This is a genomic window from Klebsiella sp. BIGb0399, assembly GCF_003752615.1.
In the GTDB taxonomy this organism is placed as follows: Bacteria; Pseudomonadota; Gammaproteobacteria; order Enterobacterales; family Enterobacteriaceae; genus Klebsiella; species Klebsiella lignicola.
Genome location: NZ_RKHT01000005.1, coordinates 1 through 22,906, shown reverse-complemented (window position 1 = coordinate 22,906; position 22,906 = coordinate 1). Strand labels below are relative to the sequence as shown.

Here is a 22,906-nt window from a genome sequence, read left to right as displayed (position 1 = left end):
ACCGCCAGATTCAGACCCTGTTATTGCAAATCTTCGCGCGTTGGCCCCTGGAAGTAGATCGTACCAATGTGGCAGCTTCGAGGTTGCGTCAGCACAAAACGAATCGTTTCCCAGACAGAACGGCCATTCATTAAACGCTCCCCCATTCTGCATTGCTCATCAACAAGCGCATCCAGTCCGGTCAGTTCAAAGTCCGGTGGATACAAGCCGGTTACCCGGATATTTTCTTTGGATAATTGTTTCGACAACGTCGTTGTAAAACCGCTAAGCCCGTTTTTGCTGGCAAAAAAAGCAGGATGGGCAATGGAGTCTGTGAAATTCGCGATACCGCATACCGATATAATTGAAACGATATCAGCACTGTCTGAGCGCCTTAATCCTGGAAGCAATGCCTGGGTGAGTAAAATTGAACCTGTCAGGCCTGAACTGATGGTATTGATGATTTCAGTGTCCGGTTGTTGGTCTATTGACCCTGACAACCACTGAGCAGCATTAAGGATCAAAATATCGATGGGCTGCTCTGAATGTAAGAGCCGGGAAGCAAATTGAGAAATAGATTCCGGCTGGGTTAAATCACAGATATACCCTTTTGCGTGACCACCTTCAGCAGTGATGATGCTGCAGGTTTTTTCAATATCAGCAACGCGCCGGGCGCAAAAATCCACCTCGACCCCTTCTCGCGCTAACCACACGCACAGCGCCTGACCAAATCCCCCGCCCCCACCAGTGATAACGGCTCTTTTACCCTTCAGCATGGTTTGCTCCCTTTCCGCGATCGGTATCTGCGAGGGATATATAGCATGGGGCGGTGGGGTAACATCTTCCCGTTAGTGCCATTTAGCGCGGGCGCTTTGTATCGTGTTCCTGGGGGTGAGCAATGTCCGCTTCTGGCTGTTAGCTCAACGGGTCGATACAACGTTATCCAGAAACGAGAGAGCCACTCATTCTTTCGGATCTTCTGTATGAGCGATTAGAAATTCAATGAGGGCCTTCACTCTTTTCATTTTGCCCGCGCTTTTCGGGTAATAGAGATAAACCGGCGGATACGTTCTCCAGTAACGCTCCATAACGGGAAGAAACGTCTCCCTGTCTGGCTGTAATCGGTGAATAGGTTCAAATAAGCGACCAATCCCCAGCCCGTTGCGGATACCGTCGGCCATGACGTCAATATCGTTGCTGATAATCTGGCCGGGCATTTCAACGGTCAGTTGTTCTCCGTTGTCATTCAGGATCAGAGGGAGGATGCGGTTATTGGTGATGAAGCGATAGCCGATAAGCCGGTGCTGGCGGAGATCGGCCGGCACCACAGGCATGCCATATTCGGCAAGATAGGCTGCCGAAGCATACAGTCCTTCACGAAACGGTTTCATTAAAGGACGCGCCACCACCCCGCCCTCCAGAATATCGCCAAAGCGAATCCCCAGATCAAAACGGTCGTCGATGATGTTCACGGTGCCATCGTAGACCGATACCTCAAGCTGAATACCTGGGTATTCACGGCAGAATGCAGCCATCGCGGGCTTTAAAATCAACAGATAGGCGAAACGCGAGAGCGTAATCCGCACCAGGCCCGACGGTTCCTGATTCTGATCGCGGATACTTTCCAGCGACTTTTCCAGCGAATCCACCGCCGCTGTGGTTTGCTCCAGCAGCTGTTGTCCGGTTTCTGTCAGCTCAATGCGCCGGGTAGTGCGCAGGAAAAGAGGATGCCCGATGTGCTGTTCTAAAAGCTTGAGGGCATTGCTGACCGATGGCGGAGTAATTTCAAGTTTCCTGGCCGCCGCCGAGATACTGCCTTCACGCGCAATGCTTTGAAAGATACGTATCTGATTATAAATGGCGTTATTCATAGGATCATCCTCAAGCAATGGCCGGTCAATTATTAGCTACAGGCTAAAAGTGATTAAGGCATTACTGCTCTAAAAAAAAACAATGTCGTCGCCCTATACTGGATCCAAGATCAACAACGGCTAATTAACACATTGAAAATGAAAAATATCCTGATTGTTTCCGGGCATCCAGACCTGAACCACTCCGTGGCGAATGCCACCATTCTGGACGAAGTGGCGACTGCCCTGCCTGACGCTGAAATACGCCGGCTGGACGGGTTATATCCTGACGGCAAAATCAACATCAGCGCGGAGCAGGAAAGCCTGCTGAAGGCAGATGTGATTGTCTGGCAGTTCCCTTTTTCCTGGTATGGGCTCCCTGGGCTCATGAAATGCTGGCTGGACGAGGTTTTTGTTCATGGTTTCGCCCATGGTTCAACGGCAAAACTGGGTGGTAAAAAACTGATCCTGTCATTCACCACAGGCGCGCCACAGGCACTGTATTCAGCAGATGGCTTCTTTGAACACAACATCGAAGATTACCTCGTCCCGTTCGAAACCACGGCCAGGCTTTGCAATCTGCAATGGCAACAACCGGTTTATACCTGCGGTATCAGCTATGCCGACAGGGATACAGCTAAAATCGCCCAACAGAAAGCCCTTGCTCAAGACCACGCCTCTCGCCTGGTCGCCATGCTGAGCACCTTATCTGCTGACACGAATGTGGCTGGTTAAGGAGAACAAGACAATGTTTATCATCACCATAACGGTCAGCGATGCGCTCTCGCCAGAACAGCATAATTCATTATTCCCCGGGCATGTGCAGTGGTTCCAGCATCATTTCTCGACCGGTGCATTTGTGGTCGTCGGGCCTTATATCGACCGCGAAAGATCCGGGGTCATTATGGCCAACACGGAGAGTCGCGGTGCCCTGATGGCGATCCTGGAAGAGGATCCCTATTACCCCGACCTGGCGACGTATGACATCCGGGAGTTTGTGCCCGCAATGGTTGCGGAAAACCTGCATCAGCTTCAGCAATCATAAGCTCATTCCTGAAACTGATAAGACGGAGTAAATGACAATGCAATATACCCGGCTTGGTAAAAGTGACTTAACGGTATCCCGTATTTGTATGGGGTGCATGGGGTTTGGCGACCCGTCGACGGGCCAGCATCGCTGGACGTTGGGCGAAGCAGAAAGCCGCGACATTATTCGCTATGGTCTTGAGCGAGGCATCAATTTCTACGATACCGCCATTGCCTATCAGAACGGTTCCAGCGAGAGGTACGTTGGCAAGGCGCTGCGTGACATGGCAAAACGTCAAGACGTGGTGGTCGCCACTAAGTTCCTGCCCCGTACGTCCGAACAGATTGCTAACGGCGTCAGCGGTAAACAGGCCATTGCGCAGTCGCTTAATCAGAGCCTGCGCAATCTCGGCATGGACTATATCGATCTTTATATCTATCACATCTGGGATTACAACACGCCGGTTATTGAGGTGCTTGAAGCGCTGCATGAGGCCATTAGCGCCGGTAAGATCCGCGCCATCGGTATATCCAACTGCTATGCATGGCAGTTGGCTAAAGCAAACGCCCTTGCCGCACGCCATGGACTGACCCCGTTTGTTGCCGTACAGAGCCACTACAACCTGATTATGCGTGAAGATGAGCGGGAGCTTTTCGGATTATGCGCTGAGGACAGAATTGCGATGACGCCCTACAGTGCGCTGGCCAGTGGTCGTCTTGCGCGTCAGGCTGAGACTCAAACCCTACGAGCCGCTGAGGATGATTATGCCAAAGGGAAGTACGACGCAACGGCGGATCTGGATCGCAAAATCATTGACCGTGTGGCGGAACTTGCCGAACGATATCAGGTTTCGATGACCGCGGTTTCTCTCGCATGGCTGCTGACAAAAGTGACTGCGCCGGTCGTCGGTGCGACCCGAAAACAGCACATTGACGGCGCGACAGACGCGGTTGATCTGCAGCTGAGTCCCGAGGATATCCAGTATCTGGAAGCGTGCTACCAGCCGCATGCGCTGACCGGGATCATGGCGCAAAACACTCTGCGAACCAAAGACGCAAAACAGGTGTGGACGCGCAGTACGTGAGGATGGTGAGCACTGCCCAGGGCCAAAATGGCAAATAAAATAGCCTAATGGGACACTTAGCCGAAAGCAATGGCATGCGGGGAACGGCAGAAATGAAAAAACCCCAGGATATTAACTATCCTGGGGTTTTATATTTGGCGGAAGCGTAGAGATTCGAACTCTAGAACCCTTTCGGGTCGCCGGTTTTCAAGACCGGTGCCTTCAACCGCTCGGCCACGCTTCCGGTATGGGGCGCACTATAAACACCTCTGCGTAGGCTGTAAAGCCCGATTTTGTTCAACTGCCGCAAAAACAAACAAAAATGCGTTATTCGTCTGAAATATAGGCACATTGCATAAAAAAACGACGTCAATCGGGCCAGCTACGGTCAATGTTTTTTGATATACATATCTTTCGTGAAGTAGTACCCCAGCTTATCCGGTGTAAATCCGCCCACCCACGGCTTCACCAGGTGCGTTCTGACATAGTGATAGACCGGGATTGCGGGCACATCTTTCCCAAGCAAATCCTCTGCCTGCTGATAGTACTTGCCACGGGCGACAACATCCGGCGCTTTGGCGGCGTTCTTCAACGCTTCATCATAGGCAGGATTGCTGTACTGGCTGGTATTTTCACTGTCGCCGGTGCGGAAGTTATTCAGGAAGGTAGCCGCATCATCGTAATCGGCAATCCACGCGTAGCGCACCGCATCAAAAGTATGCGTGTGCATGGTATCGAGCATGGTCTTCCACTCCTGGTTTTGCAGCTTCGCTTCCACGCCGAGGTTTTTCTTCCACATCGAACTGGCGGCAATCGCCACCCGCTGGTGCGATTCAGACGTGTTGTACAGCAGATTAAACACCAGCGGATGCGAATCGTTGTACCCGGCCTCACTCAGCAGCTTTTTAGCCTCGGCAATCCGTTTATCCCGCGGCCAGCTGCCGTAATCCGGGTTTTGCAGTTTTACGCCACCAATATCAGGCTGGCTGATCACCCAGGCCGGGCGCTGCCCCTGCCCCAGCACTTTTTCCGCGATGATGTCTTTATCCAGCGCCATATTCAGCGCCAGGCGCACACGCGGATCGTTAAACGGCGCTTTGGTCGTATTGAACTCGTAGTAATAGGTCGCCAGCTGCGGTGATACGTCCAGCTGATCGCCCATGGTTTTTTTAAGCTGGGCAAACTGGTTGATCGGCACCGTATAGACAATGTCGATTTCACCGGCTTTATAACGGTTAACGTCGGCCGCTTCCGAATGAATCGGCAGATAGGTCACTTTGTTGATAACGGTATGCGCGTTATCCCAATAGCGCGGGTTGCGCTCAGCGACGATGCGCTCGTTGACCACCCACGCGGACAGCTTATAAGGACCGCTGGTCACCATATGCTGCGGTTTGGTCCACTGCTCGCCAAAACGGTTCACCAGCACTTTATCAATCGGCACCAGCGAAGGGTGCGCCAGCATCGCCAGAAACGCGGCGTTCGGCTGCGTCAACGTCACTTCAAAAGTGGCATCATCAATCGCTTTCACGCCCAGCGTTTCCGGCGCTTTTTTCCCCTCGGCAATCTCCTGCGCATTCACGATGTGCATATTGCCGGGATAGCTGGCGTACGGCGACGCGGTCAGCGGCGATACCAGGCGTTGCCAGCTCCAGACAATGTCCTGCGCGGTGATGGCGGTGCCGTCCGACCAGGTGATGCCTGGGCGTAAATGGAAGGTCCAGACGGTGTTATCTTTATTATCCCACTTCTCCGCCAGCCGCGGCTGGATCTCACCTTGCGGCGAGACGCTGACCAGCCCCTCAAACAGATCGCTGATGATATTAAACTCAACATCGCTTTCGACTTTATGCGGGTCCAGTGATGCCGGTTCGCTGCCGTTATTTCTGACCAGCTCCTGCTTTTCTGCCAGCACCGTACCCGGTGGCACCTGGGCGGCGAAAGCCGTTGCCGTCGAGCAGAGTAAACCGATAGCCAGTAATGCTTGTGTGATGTGATTGTATTTTTGTGATTTCATATCCCTTGCCTTTATTACGCTTCGTTTGTACCCTCTCCACACTTAGCCACAGAATGGCAATAACGCAATATTTTTCAGTAACCTATCAGATTCCGATCTGGTTCCTGATGCCAAACGCACAAACGCACCGCCTTAGCATCATTTATTAGAATAAAATGCTATGACATTGCGCTGTGAGGCAAAGTAAAGATGGGTAAAAGCACTATGGCTTCTGGCGTGGTTTTTTTATGCTTCGTTATTAATTACATCTGTCATAAGAGAGTGACTCATGGATCGTATAATTACGTCGTCGCGTGACCGTTCATCGCTGCTCAGCACGCACAAAGTTCTGCGGAACACCTATTTCCTCCTCAGTCTGACACTGGCATTTTCCGCTATCACAGCGACGGCCAGTACGGTACTGATGTTGCCCTCTCCGGGGCTGATTCTGACGCTGGTCGGGATGTATGGTCTGATGTTCCTGACCTATAAACTGGCCAACAAACCGACCGGGATTCTGGCGGCGTTCGCCTTTACCGGCTTCCTGGGATATATCCTTGGCCCGATGCTGAATGCCTATTTGTCCGCGGGCATGGGCGATCTGATCGGCCTGGCGCTGGGCGGTACCGCACTGGTGTTCTTCTGCTGCTCGGCCTACGTGCTGACCACGCGTAAAGACATGTCCTTCCTCGGCGGTATGCTGATGGCTGGCGTGGTGGTGGTGCTTATCGGGATGGTGGCGAACATCTTCCTGCAGTTGCCGGCTCTGCACCTGGCAATCAGCGCGGTGTTTATCCTGATTTCTTCAGGCGCAATCCTGTTTGAAACCAGCAACATCATCCGCGGCGGCGAGACCAACTATATCCGCGCTACCGTGAGCCTTTACGTGTCGCTGTACAACATCTTCATCAGCCTGCTGAGCATCCTTGGCTTCGCAAGCAGAGACTAACCTCTCCTACCGTAGTTCACAGGCCCTGCTTATGCGGGGCCTTATTTTTTGCTAAACTGCCGCCAGTCTGAACGGTATGTGAAGAATTATGTTTATCTTTGAAGGCAATGAAATAGAGACCGATAGCGAAGGCTATCTGAAAGATACCACGCAGTGGAACGAGGCAATGGCGGTGGTTATCGCAGAAAAAGAGGGCATTACCCTCTCCGTCGAACACTGGGAAGTGGTGCGCTTCGTGCGTGATTTTTATCTGGAATTCAACACCTCACCCGCTATCCGCATGCTGGTGAAGGCGATGGCCAATAAGTTTGGCGAAGAGAAAGGCAACAGCCGCTATCTCTACCGTCTGTTCCCGAAAGGCCCGGCCAAACAGGCGACTAAAGTTGCCGGCCTGCCTAAACCGGTGAAATGCATCTAATACAGAATGGCAAACTTTTGCCATTCTCTGGTGGGTTGATGAGGTTCCGTATTCACCCTGTCAACCCGCGCACTACGCGGTCCGCCCGCCTGTAGCCACGTAATTAACGCCGCCACCTGCTCCTCTTCGCCGCAGGCCAGCACTTCCACACTGCCATCGTCAAGATTACGCGCGTAACCCGTCAGCCCTAAGCGTAGCGCTTCCCGCTGCGTCGAGTAGCGAAACCCCACGCCCTGAACGGAACCATAGACCCACGCCATGGTGCAGATTGTCGCCATGATTACTCTCCTTTTGTGGCTACCCTTGATGCTGAGAATAGCAAACTTTTGCTAACGCACATGCTTCGGCAACAGGCCGTAATGCTGACGAAAGCGTGCGGTAAAACGAGAACCGGACTGATAGCCGCTGTTGCGAGCGATCTCGCCGATGGGCAGCGAGGTCGATTGCAGCTGGCCTAATGCGAAAGCCATACGCACCTCCTCAACAATCAGGCGAAAGCTTTGCGACTCCAGTTGTAAACGGCGGCGTAACGTCGATTCGCCGAGAAACAGCATCTTCGCCACCCGAGGCACGCTCCACTCGTCCGCCGGTGACAGCATAATAATTTGCCGCACCTGACCCGTCAGATCCTGTTGCCGCTCATGCAGTAACGGCCCGGCGTACCCCGCCTGCTGCAACGCCAGCAGCACCCCCATCGCCTGGTGATGTTGCAGCTCCGTCGATAATCCGCCGCGAACCGCCTGCAGGACGTTCTGCCACATAAACGATAGTTCCGGCGTGACCGGCGCGCACAGGGAAGTTAGTCGACCAGGCGGCGGCTCATTCAGATATCGCGCTTTAAAATCGGCCAACAGCTCAGGCGTCAAAGAGAGCAAATCGGAACAAAATAAGCCATTCTCCGGCTGATTAATCACTTCGAGCTCGATGTCAGCGGGCAGGATGATCAGCTGCTGCGGTGTCGCCAGCATCTGGCTGGCGCCCTGCACGATGATCTTGCTCCCACGATTCACCCGACACAGCGCCGGCGAGAACAGCCTGACGCGGTGCAGTTTATAGAGCCGACGGGAGGTAATTTCCGCCGCCGACAATGCATTATGCTGAAAGTGAATATTGCGCATCTGGACTCTCTGTATCCTGCTGTCTGTCGTTTAGCGCCCCGACATTGCCGTCAGCTGCGCGCTGGCAATAACATGGCTGCGAACCATAAACCCGACTAACGCGCCGCTGGCCTGTGCATCAATGGGTAACGCTGGCGTATCCAGTGCCCACACCGTAAAACGGTAACGGTGAGGTTTATCACCAGCCGGAGGACAAGCGCCGCCAAACCCGGCGTAACCAAAGTCATTTCGTCCCTGCACCGCACCAGCAGGCAGTTTAGCGTTATTTTTATCTCCGGCACCAGCAGACAGGTGGGAAACCGTCGCGGGGATATTCACCACCGTCCAGTGCCACCAGCCGCTGCCGCTTGGCGCATCCGGGTCGTAGGCGGTTATCGCGAAACTGCGGGTGCCTGATGGCGCATTTTCCCAGGCCAGTTGAGGCGAAATATTGCCACCAGAACAGCCAAAGCCCTGAAACAACTGCGTTACCGCCAGGCCATCGCCCTCCCGCATATCGCTGCTGGTGACGCGAAATGAGGCTGCCGCTGCGCTGGTACTAATAGCCACTATCAACATTGCTGCGAGCCGGGATCTTGTTTTCATCGTATTGTCCTCCATTGGGTGAGGAAACACTGTAAGATCGACCGCGGTTTTTTATTGTGCCGAAGCGTCTGCATTTTGTGCCGAAACGCTCAGCTGTCGCCCCGCTGGAAAGATGCTTGCGCCAGCCACTTGTGCTAACCTACGCGCCATTTTTCGGTGCCGACATTCCCGTTGCTTAAAGGTAGCCCCATGACAGATTCCATTTTCCCCCGCTTAGTGTTATCCAAAGGACGCGAAAAATCCCTGCTGCGTCGCCATCCCTGGGTGTTCTCCGGCGCCATTGCCCGTATGGAAGGTAAAGCCCGTTCCGGCGAAACCATCGACATCGTCGACTCGCAGGGAAAATGGCTGGCCCGTGGCGCCTGGTCGCCGTCATCGCAGATTCGCGCGCGCGTCTGGAGTTTCGATCGTCAGGAAACGATTGATACCGCCTTTTTCGAACGTCGCCTGCAGCAAGCGCAAACCTGGCGCGAATGGCTGGCCGCCCGCGACGGCCTCGACAGCTACCGCCTGATCGCCGGCGAGTCTGACGGACTGCCGGGCGTCACAATTGACCGTTTCGGTAACTTTTTCGTCCTGCAGCTGTTAAGTGCCGGTGCCGAATATCAGCGCGCCGCCATCGTTAGCGCACTGCAGACCCTGTTCCCGGACTGCTCGATTTACGATCGTAGCGATGTCGCGGTGCGTAAAAAAGAAGGTCTGGAACTGGCACAGGGCCTGGTTACCGGTGATCTGCCACCTGCGTTACTGCCGATCACCGAGCACGGCATGCAGCTGCTGGTCGATATTCAGGGCGGCCACAAAACCGGCTACTACCTCGATCAACGCGACAGCCGACTGGCAACCCGTCGCTACGTCGCCGATAAACGCGTGCTGAACTGCTTCTCTTATACCGGCGGTTTCGCCGTCTCCGCGCTGATGGGCGGCTGCCGTCAAGTGATTAGCGTTGACACCTCCCAGGAGGCACTGGACGTTGCGAAGCAAAACGTTGAGCTCAACAAACTGGACCTTGCCAAAGCCGAATTTGTCCGCGACGACGTATTTAAACTGCTGCGTAAATATCGCGATCAGGGTGAGAAGTTTGACGTGATTGTCATGGACCCGCCAAAGTTCGTCGAGAACAAAAACCAGCTGATGGGCGCCTGCCGTGGCTATAAAGATATCAACATGTTGGCGATTCAACTGTTGAATCCCGGCGGCATTCTGCTGACCTTCTCCTGTTCCGGTTTGATGGCGACCGATTTATTTCAGAAAATCATCGCCGATGCCGCAATTGACGCCGGACGTGATGTACAATTTATAGAACAGTTCCGTCAGGCTGCCGATCACCCGGTGATTGCAACCTACCCGGAAGGGCTGTATCTGAAAGGGTTTGCCTGTCGCGTCATGTAACTTGAAAAGTGAAACCTTGCCCGCATATAGCAGGTAATGACGTTTCCCAGGAGGTGCTTATGATTGCCAGCAAATTCGGTATCGGGCAACAGGTCCGCCATACGCTATTGGGCTATCTTGGCGTGGTGGTTGATATCGATCCACAATACTCGCTCTCCGAGCCTGAAGAGGACGAAATTGCCGCCAATGACGAACTGCGCGCATCTCCCTGGTATCATGTGGTGATGGAAGATGAGGACGGACAGCCGATCCACACTTATCTTGCGGAAGCGCAGTTGAGCAGCGAAACCAGCGATGAACATCCGGAGCAGCCGTCCATGGACGAACTGGCCAGAACAATTCGCCAGCAGCTGCAGGCGCCGCGGCTACGTAACTAAGATGTCGCTAACATGAAAAAACCCCGCCGTGGCGGGGTTTTTATTTACTTCGTTTCACTATCTGTCCCCTGCAGTGCCTGGCAAATGACCGAATTAAATTGTGGGGCCCGCTGAGATTTTTCCGGCCACCGGGTATTAGCCAGATTCACCTTTTGTGAAACCTTAACGCTAGTGAGGGACAACTGATGAAAAAATGGCCGCATCATTCCTCCGCCGGGTAGCATGTTGATTTTGAATACAGGGCTGCCGTCCTGATAATGATACTTCTGCTGCATCTCCCCTATCCACTTCGGATTAAAAGCGGACTGAGCATAGCTTGCCCAATAGTTTGCGGCGCCATAACCACGAGAGTATTGACTTTCGCACGTAGGCAGGACAGTCAGTTTTTTTGTTCTTTTCTCACCGGGTTTAAACACATCCTCCATCCAGCGGGCCATTCCTTCGAGATACCATTGCTGTTTAAATACTGCATAGCCATACTGATATAAATGAAAAAGCTCATGTGCAGGAGTAATATTTTGCGCGGGTTTTAAGGCTGCATTAAGCACTATTTTTAAACCACAAGGAATCTGTTTGCCATCGCTCATGGTCTCGCTTGCTACACGATCGAAAGCCAGTCCATTGCCCTTCGGCAACGTAAGTAAATAAACATTTATCTGTCGGGCCCGGGAAAATATTTTTTGTTGTAAAGGGAATTGAAGACCTAACACTGAAGAGTAGAGATATTTTGCGGCTTGCAACTGAACAGCGATATCTTTGATAGTATCGGGAACGCCGTCGCCATTACTATGGCGTAGATAAATTAGTGCATCCTTACTATCCATGCTATAAAAAATATGAAAGTCATCTGCAACAAACTCTTTTTCCAGTCTACGCTCCAACAACAATGATCCCTTCACACAACCTGATACTTGTAGCATGTCATTGGCATAAGCAGGAGTGGATAGTAACAACATTAATATATAGATTCCTGGTGGAGTACCCCCTTTAGGCCATTTCGCAAGTCTCATCAGTATTTGCTCCGAACGGTCTCTCACCTCTGCTGTAATCCAGCAGAGGTGAGAGACTAACTATTCAACGTTAACCACCAAATTTAACTTCTTTAGCTGCTCCAGCCCTGTTACTTTTCCAGACGCAGGGACAATCAATTGTTCGCAATTCTGTAGCCAGATATCCCACTGTTTTGCAATAGCTGCACCGTAGAAGCGCTGTGCATTATGAATCGCGGCTCTGTGCATCTTTTGTTGCAAAGTCTTATCTGAGATAACTTTTATTAAGGCTTCCGACAGTGCCCCCTCATCACCGGATGGCACCAGAATGCCAGCTTGCATATCCTGCAAAATATCGCGTGGCCCATATTTTATGGCAAAGCTGATTAATGGAGTGCCATAAGCCATCGCTTCTACAGCAGAAATTGACTGCCCCTCCTGGGTAGAGCACAGCACAGTGCAGCAGGCGGCCTTGTGGGCAGCAGCCACATCAGAAGTAAAATCATTGATTTTTATCGAATTTTCAAGACCCCACTCTTTAACCTTGGTGGTTAAGCTCCTTCTCAGAGGGCCCACTCCGTAGGTATGCAGCTGAGCAGAAGGTATTGCAGCAATGACGTTGCGAAAAGCACGTAGCAGCAATGCATGCTGCTTCTCTTCAGAATAACGGGCCAGATAGAGAACCGTCTCCGAAGGTACCTTCTGCAGGTTGGCTGGTATTTTACTTTCATCCATATGATTTGGAATCACTGCCATCCGTAATTCAGGGAAGCCCTCCTCACGCAAATCCTGCCACTGCTCCTGGGTTAAAATAATCAGTTTGTCGACGAGTTCGGGTTGCTCAAGGATATGTCGATACGAACCCTTCGTCATTCCGTTAAGTAGTTTGTGATGGGAATGAACAATTGCGCTCACGGAACAGTTCATTCTTTCCGCAGGTCGGGAACTCACAAAATTTTTCCATGCTTTATTTTTATCTACAATAAAATGCCATGAGCCACAATCTTTTAGCATCGTCTCCAGCATCCAGGAGAAAAATGCTTCCTCCTGGGTGAAGCGTTTTATCTCTCCAGCACCGAGTGCTAGTTCTATATGACTTAATTGCAGATTTGCTTTCTTCTCATCATAAAACTTACGTAAAACAATATTTCCATCACTATCAATGTAGTCCTCAACAATCCCCCCGCCTGGACGAACCAGATAATTGTGTTTACCAATTGGGACATTCGGACCGGGTTCTATTGTCTGTCTCAGTGCAATATCGCCGCTGAGCGGAGCCAGCGAGGTGATTATTTTCGCGTGCAGGCAGTCTTTCAACCAATAGTAGATGTTATAAACGGGTACATCTTTCGGCAAAGCTCCACGTAATCGTAATTTTTCTACGGTACTTGCCAGTTCCCGATTCCATGATGATGTGATAATCCATGGTATGATGCGTAAACTTTCGCTAAACAGTTTTGCCCGCTGTACAGCAGCAACTTCAATCCCATTTCCGACATCACGTAAGTTTTCCAGTAAAAAAACCGGAGTACCATTGCGCGCAGGCTGTTTCACTGCCTTTTCAGTCGATATTTTTTTTGCCGCCAGGTGGTATTTCTGATAAGCAATGTAACCCGAGAGATAGTGCTCGACATCATCGATACGCACACGGTAACTATGGTGACGAATGAAAAAGCTATTGACTATCCGGCCCGGGTTTTTAAAGAACATCGCCAGTTCAGGCCAGAAAAAGCCGTTTAATAGGTAACGGGCTCGGTGTACCAGCGCCTGATAAAACTTTTCTATGTCAAAATCATTTAGCAAATGTCGATGCTCAGGCGACCCGTCCAATCGGGCAACCATCTCAGACGCCGCCATCATTAATTCCAGTAAAGTTGGATAGGTCGTCACACGGAGGAGAACAAAATCCAGATGATCGCGAACGTTGTTCAAGCCAAACTGAAAGTATTTTTCTTCCGGCCGGAACCGGGTTAATTCATTAACACAGTAGCTCAACCAATGATCATGGTGCTGCCAGTGTTTATTTTTAATGAAATAAGTAAAGGCTTTCTCCACCATCTCAAGCCATTGTGGTTCTTTTGTCAGACTGTACAGGCGCATTAATGCAAAAGCCGCTTCACCATCATAGTAGATGATGCGGAATTTCGTTTTAATAGCGAGATCTTTACTATGCAGGACATGGACAAAGGTGCCATTGTTAGGATCCTGCATATAAGCGATCCCCACAGCCAGTTGCCTCATCAATTCCAGATATTGCCGATCTCCCGTTACTTCAGTGTATTTCACCAACGCGAGAATACTTACGGCGTTACCACCAAGTTTAATTTCATCATCAACATCACATAAAAACGCCGCCTGTTGCCCATCAGGCAAAGTGCGGGTTTCTATCAGGCGCGTTACCAGCAGATTAATCGCCCGGTCTATCGATTGGCGAACCGTGGGCTGCCGAGTGACTTCCCAGCCTTCAATAAGCGCGTAGGTAGAACTCGCGTGACGCAGCGCATTATATGAACGCACAGGCCGATCGAAACAAGGAAACCAGCCATAGTGATACAAGCCGTCTTTCTTAACCTGACGCGCTAAATAGTCAGTTCCTTTCTTAATAACGTCTGCCAGACATTCATCCTGCCAGTTTTCACTAATCGCACGATATCCAGAATTACGCCCGGCATGCTCAATAATCCGAGCCCCGGAGCGATCACAAAACACCGCTCGGGTTTTAAAGCGCCAAAGAGGCTGCTGTGGTTCGGTGGGCCAGGAGAGGGAATGATTAAAACGACGCTGACCGTAGTTTTCCAGATTAACGTCATTGGGTGCAACGACACCGTTATCACCATCATAAAGTAATGCATTCGCCGCAATTTCTTGTTCAAGCATTGAGCATGTGAACTGTGGATCAAAAGAGAGGCCGAAGCGAAAATAATTTCGTTTAGTGATAATAAATTTTTCATTTATCGTCTGCCAGGATAGTTTTTCAACGCTATCAACCAGATCGATACGTAGCCATTGCGGCTCATTATCCTGCTTTTTACGCCATTCCTGCAGGGCTCGCGCGCCAGCCAGCCATGCCAGGTCGAAACTCTTTCCCGTTGCCACATGAATATGCGCGCGCGCTTTACTGTCGCTGACGCTAAAAAAGATAACCCACGCAGGATAATCAGAAGGCAGTCCGGCAGACTTTAAATTTCTCGCCTCGAAACAGGCTTGTTGTAACAAATCACTTAATGCCATCTCAAATCTCCATTTGCCTTAAAATGCGTTGAAAATTTTAAAAAACATTAATACCAGTTCTTTCCACCCTTGAATGCTTGTTCGGTATCAAGGTCGGTATGACGAAACACGGCATACTAACGTTTGCCAATATTTTATCTTTCCCTAAGTGCTTCTTTCGCACGGTTAAATGGTTTAACCATATAATCCATTACCGTTTTTTGACCCGTTTTAATATCAACCGTTGCAATCATCCCCGGGCCGATTGAAAAACGTTTCCCCTTTTTATTCTCCAGATAATCATGGTCAGTCCTGATAAATACACGATAGTAGTAAACATCAGGTTTTGCTTCATCCTGGGTGGTGTCCGGGGATATTGTCTCTACCACCCCATCGAGTGCACCATAGATCGCATAGTCGTAAGCGGTAATTTTTACTAACGCTGGCTGATCGGGATGAATGAAGGCAATATCACGCGGTGAAATACGCGCTTCAATAAGTAGACGACCATCGACAGGAACGATTTCCATCAATTCACCGTTTGGCGCAATAACCCCACCGATAGTATTGACCTTAATATTTTTGACGATACCCTGGACTGGCGAACGTACGGTTAAGCGAGTTACCGAATCGGCACGCCCTTTGATCACTTCGGCAAGGCTGGCAACATCCGCATTCGCTTTTGAAAGTTGCTCACGGGCATCGACATAGTAGCGGGTATTGAGATCGATCTTTTTCAGTCCAATATCAGCCGCTTGCTGACGCAAACGGAGAACCTCAACATTACTTGCCGCCCCCGTTTTAGCTAACCTTTCGGTGATAGCCAGCTCGCTGTTGACCAACGCCAGTGACTCTTCAAGCTGTCGAGATGATTTTGTCAGCTGTTCTCGACGACTATGATAGAGACGAGTCTCCTCAGCCAATAATGCAGGCCAGGGTTTGAGGGTGTCAGGAAAGACCAAAGGCTGATTATTGACCTCAGCCGTCAGACGAATACTTGCCGCTAATGAAGCCCGATATTTCGCCTGACTTTCCCCAACGTTAGACTCACTGCGAGTGGGATCCAGGCGGGCGACGATTTGCCCTGCCGTCACCTTGCTTCCTTCCTGCACGTTCAGCTCCGTCAGAATACCGCCATCCAGCGTCTGTATTACCTGTTCACGAGAACCAGGGATAACTTTTCCGTTTCCGGTAGAGACTTCGTCCAGGACGGCAAACCATGCCCAGATACTGCTGATAAGTAGCATAATTGCCAGCATAATAATCAGACGGCGCGATTTGACTATCTGCACCTCATCCTCTTCACTATCTTGCATCAGCAAGACAGGATCGGCATCTTTCATAAGATGCAAAACATCTTCGCCAGGTTTATTCATATATTCACCACCTGACCACGCGCTTTTTCTTGTTCAAAGACGGTCGTTTTTGGCTTATCGAGCACCAACTGTCCATCCTGGATGACCAGGATCCTATCAACAATGTTTAGAACGGCCGCTTTGTGCGTGGCGATAACCATCGTTCTTTCGCCGGCCCATTTCGCTAGTTGTTCAACAAATGCTTTTTCTGTGCGCTCATCAAAGAACGAAGTGGGTTCATCAAGGAGGATGATATTAGGATCGCGTAGCAGCGTTCTCGCCAACAACAACGATTGCCGCTGCCCCCCGGACAGGCCTCCCCCGCCCTCCATAATAATGTGCTCCAACCCAAGGGGAAGCTTGCGAACGAAGTCCAGCGCTCCACATAGCGTCAGGACCGAAACGATTTCATCATCCGTTGCTGTTGGGTGCCCAAGGGTCAGATTTTCTCGCAGCGTTCCATGAAATAATCGCGCCTCCTGGGTAAGCAGACTCGCATTACGCCGTATATCCGCCAGATCGATTTGCGGCAGGCTCAAATCGTCCAGACGTAGTTCACCGCTGGTCAGTTCCACATTTCCCATCATGGCCTGCAACAGGGTAGATTTTCCGGCACCAATGCGACCCAGAATAGCGATCTTCTCCCCAGCTTTAATTGACAGTTGATGAATGCGTAAGGGAATAGCACCATCATTGGGTCCATAACGAAATTCAGCCTGACGAAACTCATAACTGCCGTTAAGAACGGCACGATGAATTCTGGGCTCGTCCTGCCCCCCTTCGACGGGGAGTGCCATCAGATTATCCAGGCTGGCTTTTGCCGCTTTCACCTGCTGCCAGCGGGCAAGGACACCGCACAGAGCCGTCATTGGCGCAACCATCCGGGTAGAAAGCATTGACGCAGCAACCATCGCCCCGGTCGTGATATCTCCACTAATCACTAACGGCGCGCCAATCACCACCACTGTGGCATACAATAGATTTTGTACCGACATTCCCCAACTGACTAACCCATGCGTTAGCTTGCGTGTTTTTACTCCGGATTCTGCAGTAATCGCGATATAACTATTCCACTGATGCAAAAAACGGCTTTCCGCCTGCATCATTTTGATATCCTGTAAACCCTGGATACTTTCAACCAAAATCGCATTACGTAATGTATTTTCATGTTGGTTTTTATTGGCTAAAGCAGAGAGTTTTCGCTGTAACAACAGCCCAGGGAGAATCATGATGATCGTTGCAACAGGGGCAATCCAACTTAGCCATGGTGAAACAATAAAAAGCACTAGCTGGAACAAAATAAAAAATGGCAAATCAGAGATAATCGTCATCACGGTGGAGGTCATCATTTCGCGGACCTGTTCCAGCTCACGAATTTGAGAGATAAAACTCCCGGTAGAACGTGGTATTGCCGCGTTTTTAAGACGAAGTGCGTGACCAAACACCCGGTCCGAAACGCGTATATCGCTACGCTTACCCAGTAAATCTGTTACATGACCACGGGTTATCTTCAAAATGAAACTAAATACCGCCGCGACGACGACTCCACTGAACAGCACATATAATGTTGGGAAGGATTGTGCCGGAATAACCCGATCATAAACTTGCATCGAGAAAAGGATTCCTGCCAACGCTAAGATATTAATCACCAAGGATGCCAACATCACATGCATGTAGGGACGAAGATCTTTCAGGATAATTTTACGTAGCCAGTCTGGCTGAAAGCGAGTCAAATAGCTTTCTGTACGGATGTCCTTTTCCGGTGCAGCGGGACGAAAAGCAACCGTATGTTCAATCTCGGGTAGCAGGTTTTCCAGGGGACAATGGCTAAGCAAAGATATCTCTTTGATAAAGCGCACCCCGACCGCGTTGTTCATGTCAAAACTTTCGATCACACCAATTTGACCGTCCCTAAGTTGAATAACTAAGGGCAAGCGCCAGGCCGACATACGCTGATCGGTTGACGATAAAAACTGGCAGTTCAGCCCGGCATGACGAGCAAGATACCTCAACGCGGCGGGGAGTTTTTTTTGGGTCGTCCATTCCGCAGCAGCATGCAAAGTGCCGGGCGAAAAACTTTGCCGGTAATGATTGGCGATAAAAGCGATGGCATTCGTCCAATCGAGTAAATGTGGGATCTCTTCTCGTTCATTCTGGATCGTCATGGGCGGATCTCCACGCCCTGGATATTGTGATTTTCTAACGCGAACACGGTACGCATCTTACCGGTACTGAACAGGCAATCCAGTTCAAGGGAACGTAACTGAGATTCAGTCAGAACCTGGCTAAATCGTGCCTGATAAATCTCCTGATCGACGTTGAGTAAATCCAGTAACGGGCGCGACCCCAGTTCCAGATATTGAGCCTGATATAATTCCCGGGTTTGCTCGCCCAGCAGTTGTTGACGACGCTGAATTCCCAAAGATTGCGCCAGATTGACCGCCTCATCGCGGGAAGCATTCAGTTTTTGGCTGGCATCCAACTGCGCTGTTTTTATCGCCGCATTTGCAGCCGCCAGAGTTTGCTGGGCAGCATCACGAGAAGCCGTCATTGCGCCCCCCTGATAAATCGGCATTTCTACCCGAACCCAGGCAGAGTATTGCGTTTTGTTAAGTACCGCACTATTTACATAATTATCATTAAGATAGTGCGTAACTTCAGGTTCCAGGGAGATGGTTGGTAGCATTTGTGCGTTAGCATTATCTACCTGCGCCTGCGCCTGCCCCGCTTGAGCCAGTGCCGCCAGTACCGCGGGCACAGAGCGATAATCTATTTTTGTTACTGCGCATGCGGCATCCATCCCCGACGGCACATCATCCGTCACGGTCGCAATACTGCCGATACCGATGTAAGTTGCCAACGTTGCTTTCCAACGTTGAAGAGCGGCCTGGTATTGCAGCAGCGTCGACTGCGCACCTTCAATACGCGTATCCGTTTGCACGACATCTGACAAAGAAGACGCCCCGGCATCATTTCGTTGACGAATAAGGTCCCCAATCTTTTTCAACGAATCGACCTGTAATTTCGCAATGTCTACCAGTTTTTGATAGCCCTGCACCTGTACCACCGCTCCGGCGGTATCATGAGCGACCTGATCAATACTGAGCATAACCGTGGCCTGTTGTTGCGCGACGCCTGAATCTGCTGCTCTGACAGAACTGGACACTTTGCCAAAGTCATACAACATTTGTGATACCGATACGACTAATGAAGGCGTATACCCAGCATCGTCATAGGTATTACTGTACCCATTATTCATACCCGCACTAACCTGAGGGTAATATTTTGCTTTCGCTACATCCACTTTTTGCGCCTGTTCTTGTAATTTACTTACCTCCTGAGTAATAGATGGGTGCCAATTGACGGCATTTTTAACCGCTGTCTTAATATCGAGCGGGCCCGATATTCTACTCTGGTTATTAATTACATCGTCGCTATAGCCTGCTATCTGTTGGTTATCGGTTAAACGCTGACTGCTAATATCATTCGGCATAAAATACGAGCTTTCTGCATTAACCAGAAATGCAGGACAGGAAAAGAGAAAAATCGCGGTAGACCCGCAGATTCTGATCATCCTTTTTTGTTTAAACAGACGCATCAAATTCACCCTTCAGAAAGCACACTGAAAAAACGGATATGATGATTTCCGCATCCTTATTTTTATTTAACAATCCCTGTCATCTCCGGGTTGGCTTCTGGAATACCCTCTTCTCTAATAGTGTCATTCAGGCAGCACATCCCTGTGCTACCAGCATCATGTTAATTAATGTGAATTGTTGGTATCAATCAACTCATCAAGTGTATTGATATGCACCCCTTGCAGAGTAATCAGCGTCGCTTGTTGATGATCTGCGCTAGCCGAACCATCCCGGTCGATTGATACAATCGTATCTCCCCCTGCTGTATACGACAGGGAGATATAATTCCCTAACGTGTCGCTTGAGCCATCCCAACCCACCAACAGAGCAGAAACATCAATATGATCTCCTTGCGCGACCGAGAAATCCTTCCAGGTATCGCTACCATTACCTCCGGTATTGTCATCAGCCAGCAGGTTGTAAACCAACGTATCGGCTCCGATGTTCATCGTGAAGGTATCGTCGTAAGCAGTACTATGAATGTCTTCACTATTGATACTGCCGTTGATTTGCGGATGCAGATCAATCGTCAATGTCGCGTTTGACGAAACATTGTTCGCGTCATTCACCGAGTACGAGAAGATTTCTTTCTCAGTGATTGTCGACACATCCAAGCCTGCTTTCAGACTGTAGGTATAAGAACCATCATTTGCCATTACCAGGGTGCCATAATCACCGTAAATTGTGACGGCAGTTCCACTTACACTCCCTCCGCTACTGGTTGTAATGCTGCCATTACTATGGAAGGTCCAGGATTCAGCACCGCCGGAAAGAGTATGACCCGAGACGCTAAAGGACGAGTACAGTGGCCCATGAATATCTTCACTTCCGGCTGAATTCAAGCCACTCTGAATGTTCCCGCTAACGCTCCCCGCTACGGTGTAATGAGTTGCGGTGTTGATTAATGTCCCCGAAACGTCTCCGGTAAGGCTGAATGTAGCTGCCGTTGTTGAGGTCACATTGGTCAGCACGGTCAGTTGATAATTTCCTGCCGCCAGATCAACGTTGCTCAGGGTGAAAGCCATGGAGTCAGTATCATTTGCCCCAAGAATGGCAGACAACGCTTTCACATCCGAACCACTCCATACCAGGACACTCGTGGTTGTACCATCACCATTATCGACCAGATGGTAGAGCGACAATGTACTCACGACATTCATCGTCAACCCGCCCAGAGTCGCATTTGGATCTCCAGTAAAGTTCAGACCAATTTTCGCGTTATCCAGCACATGATCAGCACTGACGGTAAAGTTCATTGTCTTGCTGACAGGGACAGTCGCTGCAGCGCCCACCGCTACCGGTGTCGCCGTCGACAGCGCTGCAGCATTATAACTTTGCGCTACCGACGCACTGTATACCGTCGCAACATCTAACGAGACCTCATCACTCACAGCAACAGAAGGAGACGCTTCAGTTGAGACGCTGAGCGTGGCTGTCGCTGTCGCACCATGGCTATCGATGATTGTGTAGGTGAATATGTCTGTCTTACCCATATCCCCTGCACTTCCCGAGCTTTGGTAACTGTAGCTACCATCGGAATGGATTGTTAACTGACCATACGCCCCATTGATAGTAATGCCCGCTTCTGTCACCACCACCGGCGCGGATCCAGCTACCGAAGTCGCTACCACCTGGCTGACCGCAATACCTTCGCCAGTATCCGCTACATCACCAGACGTCGTGGTTTCCAGCACATTACCGCTGACCGCTCCCGCAGCAAATCCTACGGAGTCAGTGATCGATACATCTACGGCTGTCGCAACATTCAACGAGGCCAGCAGATTGAGAACCGAAGCCAACGTACTGGTCGTTGTCGGCGATGAGAGTACCACCGTGTAGTTCCCGGATGGCAAATCTTCAAACGCTACGCTGCCACTGTAGTTCACACCCAGAAGAGTCGACGTCAGGGTTACGGCATTTTGCGCAACCGCAGCGACCTCACCAGTTGCGGTATTAACCACCAACAGATCTGCGGTCAAAGAGCTACCGCTGGCCAGGAGTGCCAGCAAGGATACCAGCCCTGCTGCCGATACAGGCGACGATCCCGAAATACCCAAGGTGACATTTTCTGTAGTACCCGCAGCCACAGTAAAGTCGAAAGTATTACCACTTAGCAGAGATACGTTAACCGTATTCAGTAATGACAACCCAACCAATTGCGTAACCACACCAGACTCATTCAGATTGTCGTAGTCGGCCGTAACCAAGGTCGTGTGCACATCATTATTTGCTATCAACTCAATATCAGAGTCGCTGTCAGAATCAGAGTCGCTGTCAGAGTCCGAGTCGCTGTCAGAGTCCGAGTCGCTGTCAGAGTCAGAATCGCTGTCAGAGTCCGAGTCGCTGTCAGAATCCGAATCGCTGTCAGAGTCCGAATCGCTGTCAGAGTCCGAGTCGCTGTCAGAATCCGAATCGCTGTCCGAGTCGGAGTCACTGTCAGAGTCCGAATCGCTGTCAGAGTCGGAGTCACTGTCAGAATCCGAGTCGCTGTCAGAGTCGGAGTCGCTGTCAGAATCCGAGTCGCTGTCAGAATCCGAATCGCTGTCAGAATCCGAGTCGCTGTCAGAGTCAGAATCGCTGTCAGAATCCGCATCGCTGTCCGAACCACCACCTTCATCCGCCGCCACAACATTGATCGTCAGCGTTGCTGTTGCCGTATCTCCGTCTGCATCCGTGATCGTGTAGGTAAACACCTCCGTCTGGCCGATGGAATCAGCATCTCCCGTCGCTTTATACGAGTAACTGCCGTCAGCATGGATAGTCAGCTGTCCGTAGGCACCATTAATGACGATCCCGCCATCCACCATGACTACCGGCTGTGCTCCGGCGACCGAACTCGCCACGACCTGGGTGACCGTTATTGTATCGCCGGTATCGCCGACATCTCCGCTTCCGTCTGTTTCCAGCACATTACCGCTGATAACACCCGAGACATATTCCGCTGAATCCGTTACCGCTAT

19 protein-coding genes and 1 tRNA gene are annotated in these 22,906 nt (G+C 50.7%); 7 read left to right on the top strand and 13 right to left on the bottom strand.

Going from position 1 to position 22,906, the window contains the following annotated elements:
* Positions 1-20: 20 nt before the first annotated feature.
* Entirely contained in the window at positions 21-755 is a 735-nt protein-coding gene (locus tag EDF82_RS00385) for an SDR family oxidoreductase (RefSeq protein WP_123753659.1), read from the bottom strand.
* A 186-nt stretch (positions 756-941) separates the two neighbouring features.
* Positions 942-1,850, bottom strand: coding sequence for a LysR family transcriptional regulator (locus EDF82_RS00380; RefSeq protein WP_123753658.1), 909 nt, complete (start codon positions 1,848-1,850; stop codon positions 942-944).
* A 138-nt stretch (positions 1,851-1,988) separates the two neighbouring features.
* On the opposite strand from EDF82_RS00380, the gene EDF82_RS00375 reads away from it, so the two are divergent.
* The 3 genes from EDF82_RS00375 to EDF82_RS00365 are packed head-to-tail and all read left to right on the top strand — an operon-like array spanning position 1,989 to position 3,940.
* The gene (locus tag EDF82_RS00375) at positions 1,989-2,564 is read left to right on the top strand and encodes an NAD(P)H-dependent oxidoreductase (protein WP_123753657.1); all 576 of its coding nucleotides are present in this window, start codon (positions 1,989-1,991) and stop codon (positions 2,562-2,564) included.
* A 13-nt stretch (positions 2,565-2,577) separates the two neighbouring features.
* Positions 2,578-2,874 carry a YciI family protein gene (locus tag EDF82_RS00370; RefSeq protein ID WP_123753656.1) on the top strand — a complete coding sequence of 99 codons (297 nt, stop codon included), beginning with the start codon at positions 2,578-2,580 and terminating at the stop codon, positions 2,872-2,874.
* A gap of 37 nt (positions 2,875-2,911) precedes the next feature.
* Entirely contained in the window at positions 2,912-3,940 is a 1,029-nt protein-coding gene (locus tag EDF82_RS00365) for an aldo/keto reductase (protein WP_123753655.1), read from the top strand.
* Between the two features lie 135 nt (positions 3,941-4,075).
* Here the strand turns inward: EDF82_RS00365 and EDF82_RS00360 are convergent.
* Positions 4,076-4,163 (bottom strand) — tRNA-Ser (locus EDF82_RS00360).
* Positions 4,164-4,307: 144 nt separating this feature from the next.
* The gene (locus tag EDF82_RS00355; RefSeq protein ID WP_123753654.1) at positions 4,308-5,936 is read right to left on the bottom strand and encodes an ABC transporter substrate-binding protein; all 1,629 of its coding nucleotides are present in this window, start codon (positions 5,934-5,936) and stop codon (positions 4,308-4,310) included.
* Positions 5,937-6,204: 268 nt separating this feature from the next.
* Between EDF82_RS00355 and yccA the strand changes: the two genes are divergently transcribed.
* Together yccA and tusE are read left to right on the top strand one after the other, a co-directional pair.
* Positions 6,205-6,864 (top strand): FtsH protease modulator YccA, encoded by a 660-nt coding sequence (gene yccA, locus EDF82_RS00350; protein ID WP_123753653.1) that lies wholly within the window; start codon positions 6,205-6,207, stop codon positions 6,862-6,864.
* Between the two features lie 88 nt (positions 6,865-6,952).
* Positions 6,953-7,282 (top strand): sulfurtransferase TusE, encoded by a 330-nt coding sequence (tusE, locus tag EDF82_RS00345; RefSeq protein WP_123753652.1) that lies wholly within the window; start codon positions 6,953-6,955, stop codon positions 7,280-7,282.
* On the opposite strand, the gene yccX is transcribed toward tusE, so the two are convergent.
* From yccX to EDF82_RS00330, 3 genes are read right to left on the bottom strand one after another with little or no spacing between them, the layout of a single operon-like run.
* Positions 7,279-7,560 (bottom strand): acylphosphatase, encoded by a 282-nt coding sequence (gene yccX / locus EDF82_RS00340; protein ID WP_123753651.1) that lies wholly within the window; start codon positions 7,558-7,560, stop codon positions 7,279-7,281. The genes tusE and yccX overlap by 4 nt on opposite strands.
* 51 nt (positions 7,561-7,611) lie before the next feature.
* Complete coding sequence (locus EDF82_RS00335; protein WP_123753650.1) at positions 7,612-8,400, bottom strand: helix-turn-helix transcriptional regulator; 789 nt, start codon at positions 8,398-8,400, stop codon at positions 7,612-7,614.
* Positions 8,401-8,430: 30 nt separating this feature from the next.
* Positions 8,431-8,985: a kinase inhibitor gene (locus EDF82_RS00330; protein WP_123753649.1), complete on the bottom strand. Its 555-nt coding sequence runs from the start codon at positions 8,983-8,985 to the stop codon at positions 8,431-8,433.
* 189 nt (positions 8,986-9,174) lie between these two features.
* Here EDF82_RS00330 and rlmI point away from each other — a divergent pair, with 189 nt between their 5' ends.
* Together rlmI and hspQ are read left to right on the top strand one after the other, a co-directional pair.
* Positions 9,175-10,377 (top strand): 23S rRNA (cytosine(1962)-C(5))-methyltransferase RlmI, encoded by a 1,203-nt coding sequence (gene rlmI, locus EDF82_RS00325; protein WP_123753648.1) that lies wholly within the window; start codon positions 9,175-9,177, stop codon positions 10,375-10,377.
* 59 nt (positions 10,378-10,436) lie between these two features.
* Positions 10,437-10,754: a heat shock protein HspQ gene (hspQ, locus tag EDF82_RS00320; protein ID WP_123753647.1), complete on the top strand. Its 318-nt coding sequence runs from the start codon at positions 10,437-10,439 to the stop codon at positions 10,752-10,754.
* 44 nt (positions 10,755-10,798) lie between these two features.
* On the opposite strand, the gene EDF82_RS00315 is transcribed toward hspQ, so the two are convergent.
* The 6 genes from EDF82_RS00315 to EDF82_RS25590 all read right to left on the bottom strand — a co-directional run.
* A complete protein-coding gene (locus EDF82_RS00315) occupies positions 10,799-11,674 on the bottom strand; it encodes a peptidase (RefSeq protein WP_123755430.1) in 876 nt (291 codons plus the stop codon).
* Between the two features lie 150 nt (positions 11,675-11,824).
* Positions 11,825-14,974 (bottom strand): glycosyltransferase, encoded by a 3,150-nt coding sequence (locus tag EDF82_RS00310; protein WP_123753646.1) that lies wholly within the window; start codon positions 14,972-14,974, stop codon positions 11,825-11,827.
* A 134-nt stretch (positions 14,975-15,108) separates the two neighbouring features.
* Positions 15,109-16,329, bottom strand: a complete 1,221-nt coding sequence (locus EDF82_RS00305) for an HlyD family efflux transporter periplasmic adaptor subunit (protein ID WP_123753645.1) — start codon at positions 16,327-16,329, stop codon at positions 15,109-15,111.
* Positions 16,326-18,473, bottom strand: a complete 2,148-nt coding sequence (locus EDF82_RS00300; protein WP_123753644.1) for a type I secretion system permease/ATPase — start codon at positions 18,471-18,473, stop codon at positions 16,326-16,328. Before EDF82_RS00300 ends, EDF82_RS00305 begins: the two co-directional genes overlap by 4 nt.
* Entirely contained in the window at positions 18,470-19,906 is a 1,437-nt protein-coding gene (locus EDF82_RS00295; protein WP_123753643.1) for a TolC family outer membrane protein, read from the bottom strand. Before EDF82_RS00295 ends, EDF82_RS00300 begins: the two co-directional genes overlap by 4 nt.
* 165 nt (positions 19,907-20,071) lie before the next feature.
* The coding region (locus EDF82_RS25590; protein WP_123753642.1) for a type I secretion C-terminal target domain-containing protein at positions 20,072-22,906 on the bottom strand (2,835 nt) is incomplete at its 5' end.

What these genes read in the sequence shown, in the direction of transcription:
- EDF82_RS00385 (WP_123753659.1), bottom strand. Translation starts at nt 755, where the DNA reads ATGCTGAAGGGTAAAAGAGCCGTTATCACTGGTGGGGGCGGGGGATTT.
- EDF82_RS00380 (WP_123753658.1), bottom strand. Translation starts at nt 1,850, where the DNA reads ATGAATAACGCCATTTATAATCAGATACGTATCTTTCAAAGCATTGCG.
- EDF82_RS00375 (WP_123753657.1), top strand. Translation starts at nt 1,989, where the DNA reads ATGAAAAATATCCTGATTGTTTCCGGGCATCCAGACCTGAACCACTCC.
- EDF82_RS00370 (WP_123753656.1), top strand. Translation starts at nt 2,578, where the DNA reads ATGTTTATCATCACCATAACGGTCAGCGATGCGCTCTCGCCAGAACAG.
- EDF82_RS00365 (WP_123753655.1), top strand. Translation starts at nt 2,912, where the DNA reads ATGCAATATACCCGGCTTGGTAAAAGTGACTTAACGGTATCCCGTATT.
- EDF82_RS00355 (WP_123753654.1), bottom strand. Translation starts at nt 5,936, where the DNA reads ATGAAATCACAAAAATACAATCACATCACACAAGCATTACTGGCTATC.
- yccA (WP_123753653.1), top strand. Translation starts at nt 6,205, where the DNA reads ATGGATCGTATAATTACGTCGTCGCGTGACCGTTCATCGCTGCTCAGC.
- tusE (WP_123753652.1), top strand. Translation starts at nt 6,953, where the DNA reads ATGTTTATCTTTGAAGGCAATGAAATAGAGACCGATAGCGAAGGCTAT.
- yccX (WP_123753651.1), bottom strand. Translation starts at nt 7,560, where the DNA reads ATGGCGACAATCTGCACCATGGCGTGGGTCTATGGTTCCGTTCAGGGC.
- EDF82_RS00335 (WP_123753650.1), bottom strand. Translation starts at nt 8,400, where the DNA reads ATGCGCAATATTCACTTTCAGCATAATGCATTGTCGGCGGCGGAAATT.
- EDF82_RS00330 (WP_123753649.1), bottom strand. Translation starts at nt 8,985, where the DNA reads ATGAAAACAAGATCCCGGCTCGCAGCAATGTTGATAGTGGCTATTAGT.
- rlmI (WP_123753648.1), top strand. Translation starts at nt 9,175, where the DNA reads ATGACAGATTCCATTTTCCCCCGCTTAGTGTTATCCAAAGGACGCGAA.
- hspQ (WP_123753647.1), top strand. Translation starts at nt 10,437, where the DNA reads ATGATTGCCAGCAAATTCGGTATCGGGCAACAGGTCCGCCATACGCTA.
- EDF82_RS00315 (WP_123755430.1), bottom strand. Translation starts at nt 11,674, where the DNA reads ATGCTACAAGTATCAGGTTGTGTGAAGGGATCATTGTTGTTGGAGCGT.
- EDF82_RS00310 (WP_123753646.1), bottom strand. Translation starts at nt 14,974, where the DNA reads ATGGCATTAAGTGATTTGTTACAACAAGCCTGTTTCGAGGCGAGAAAT.
- EDF82_RS00305 (WP_123753645.1), bottom strand. Translation starts at nt 16,329, where the DNA reads ATGAATAAACCTGGCGAAGATGTTTTGCATCTTATGAAAGATGCCGAT.
- EDF82_RS00300 (WP_123753644.1), bottom strand. Translation starts at nt 18,473, where the DNA reads ATGACGATCCAGAATGAACGAGAAGAGATCCCACATTTACTCGATTGG.
- EDF82_RS00295 (WP_123753643.1), bottom strand. Translation starts at nt 19,906, where the DNA reads ATGCGTCTGTTTAAACAAAAAAGGATGATCAGAATCTGCGGGTCTACC.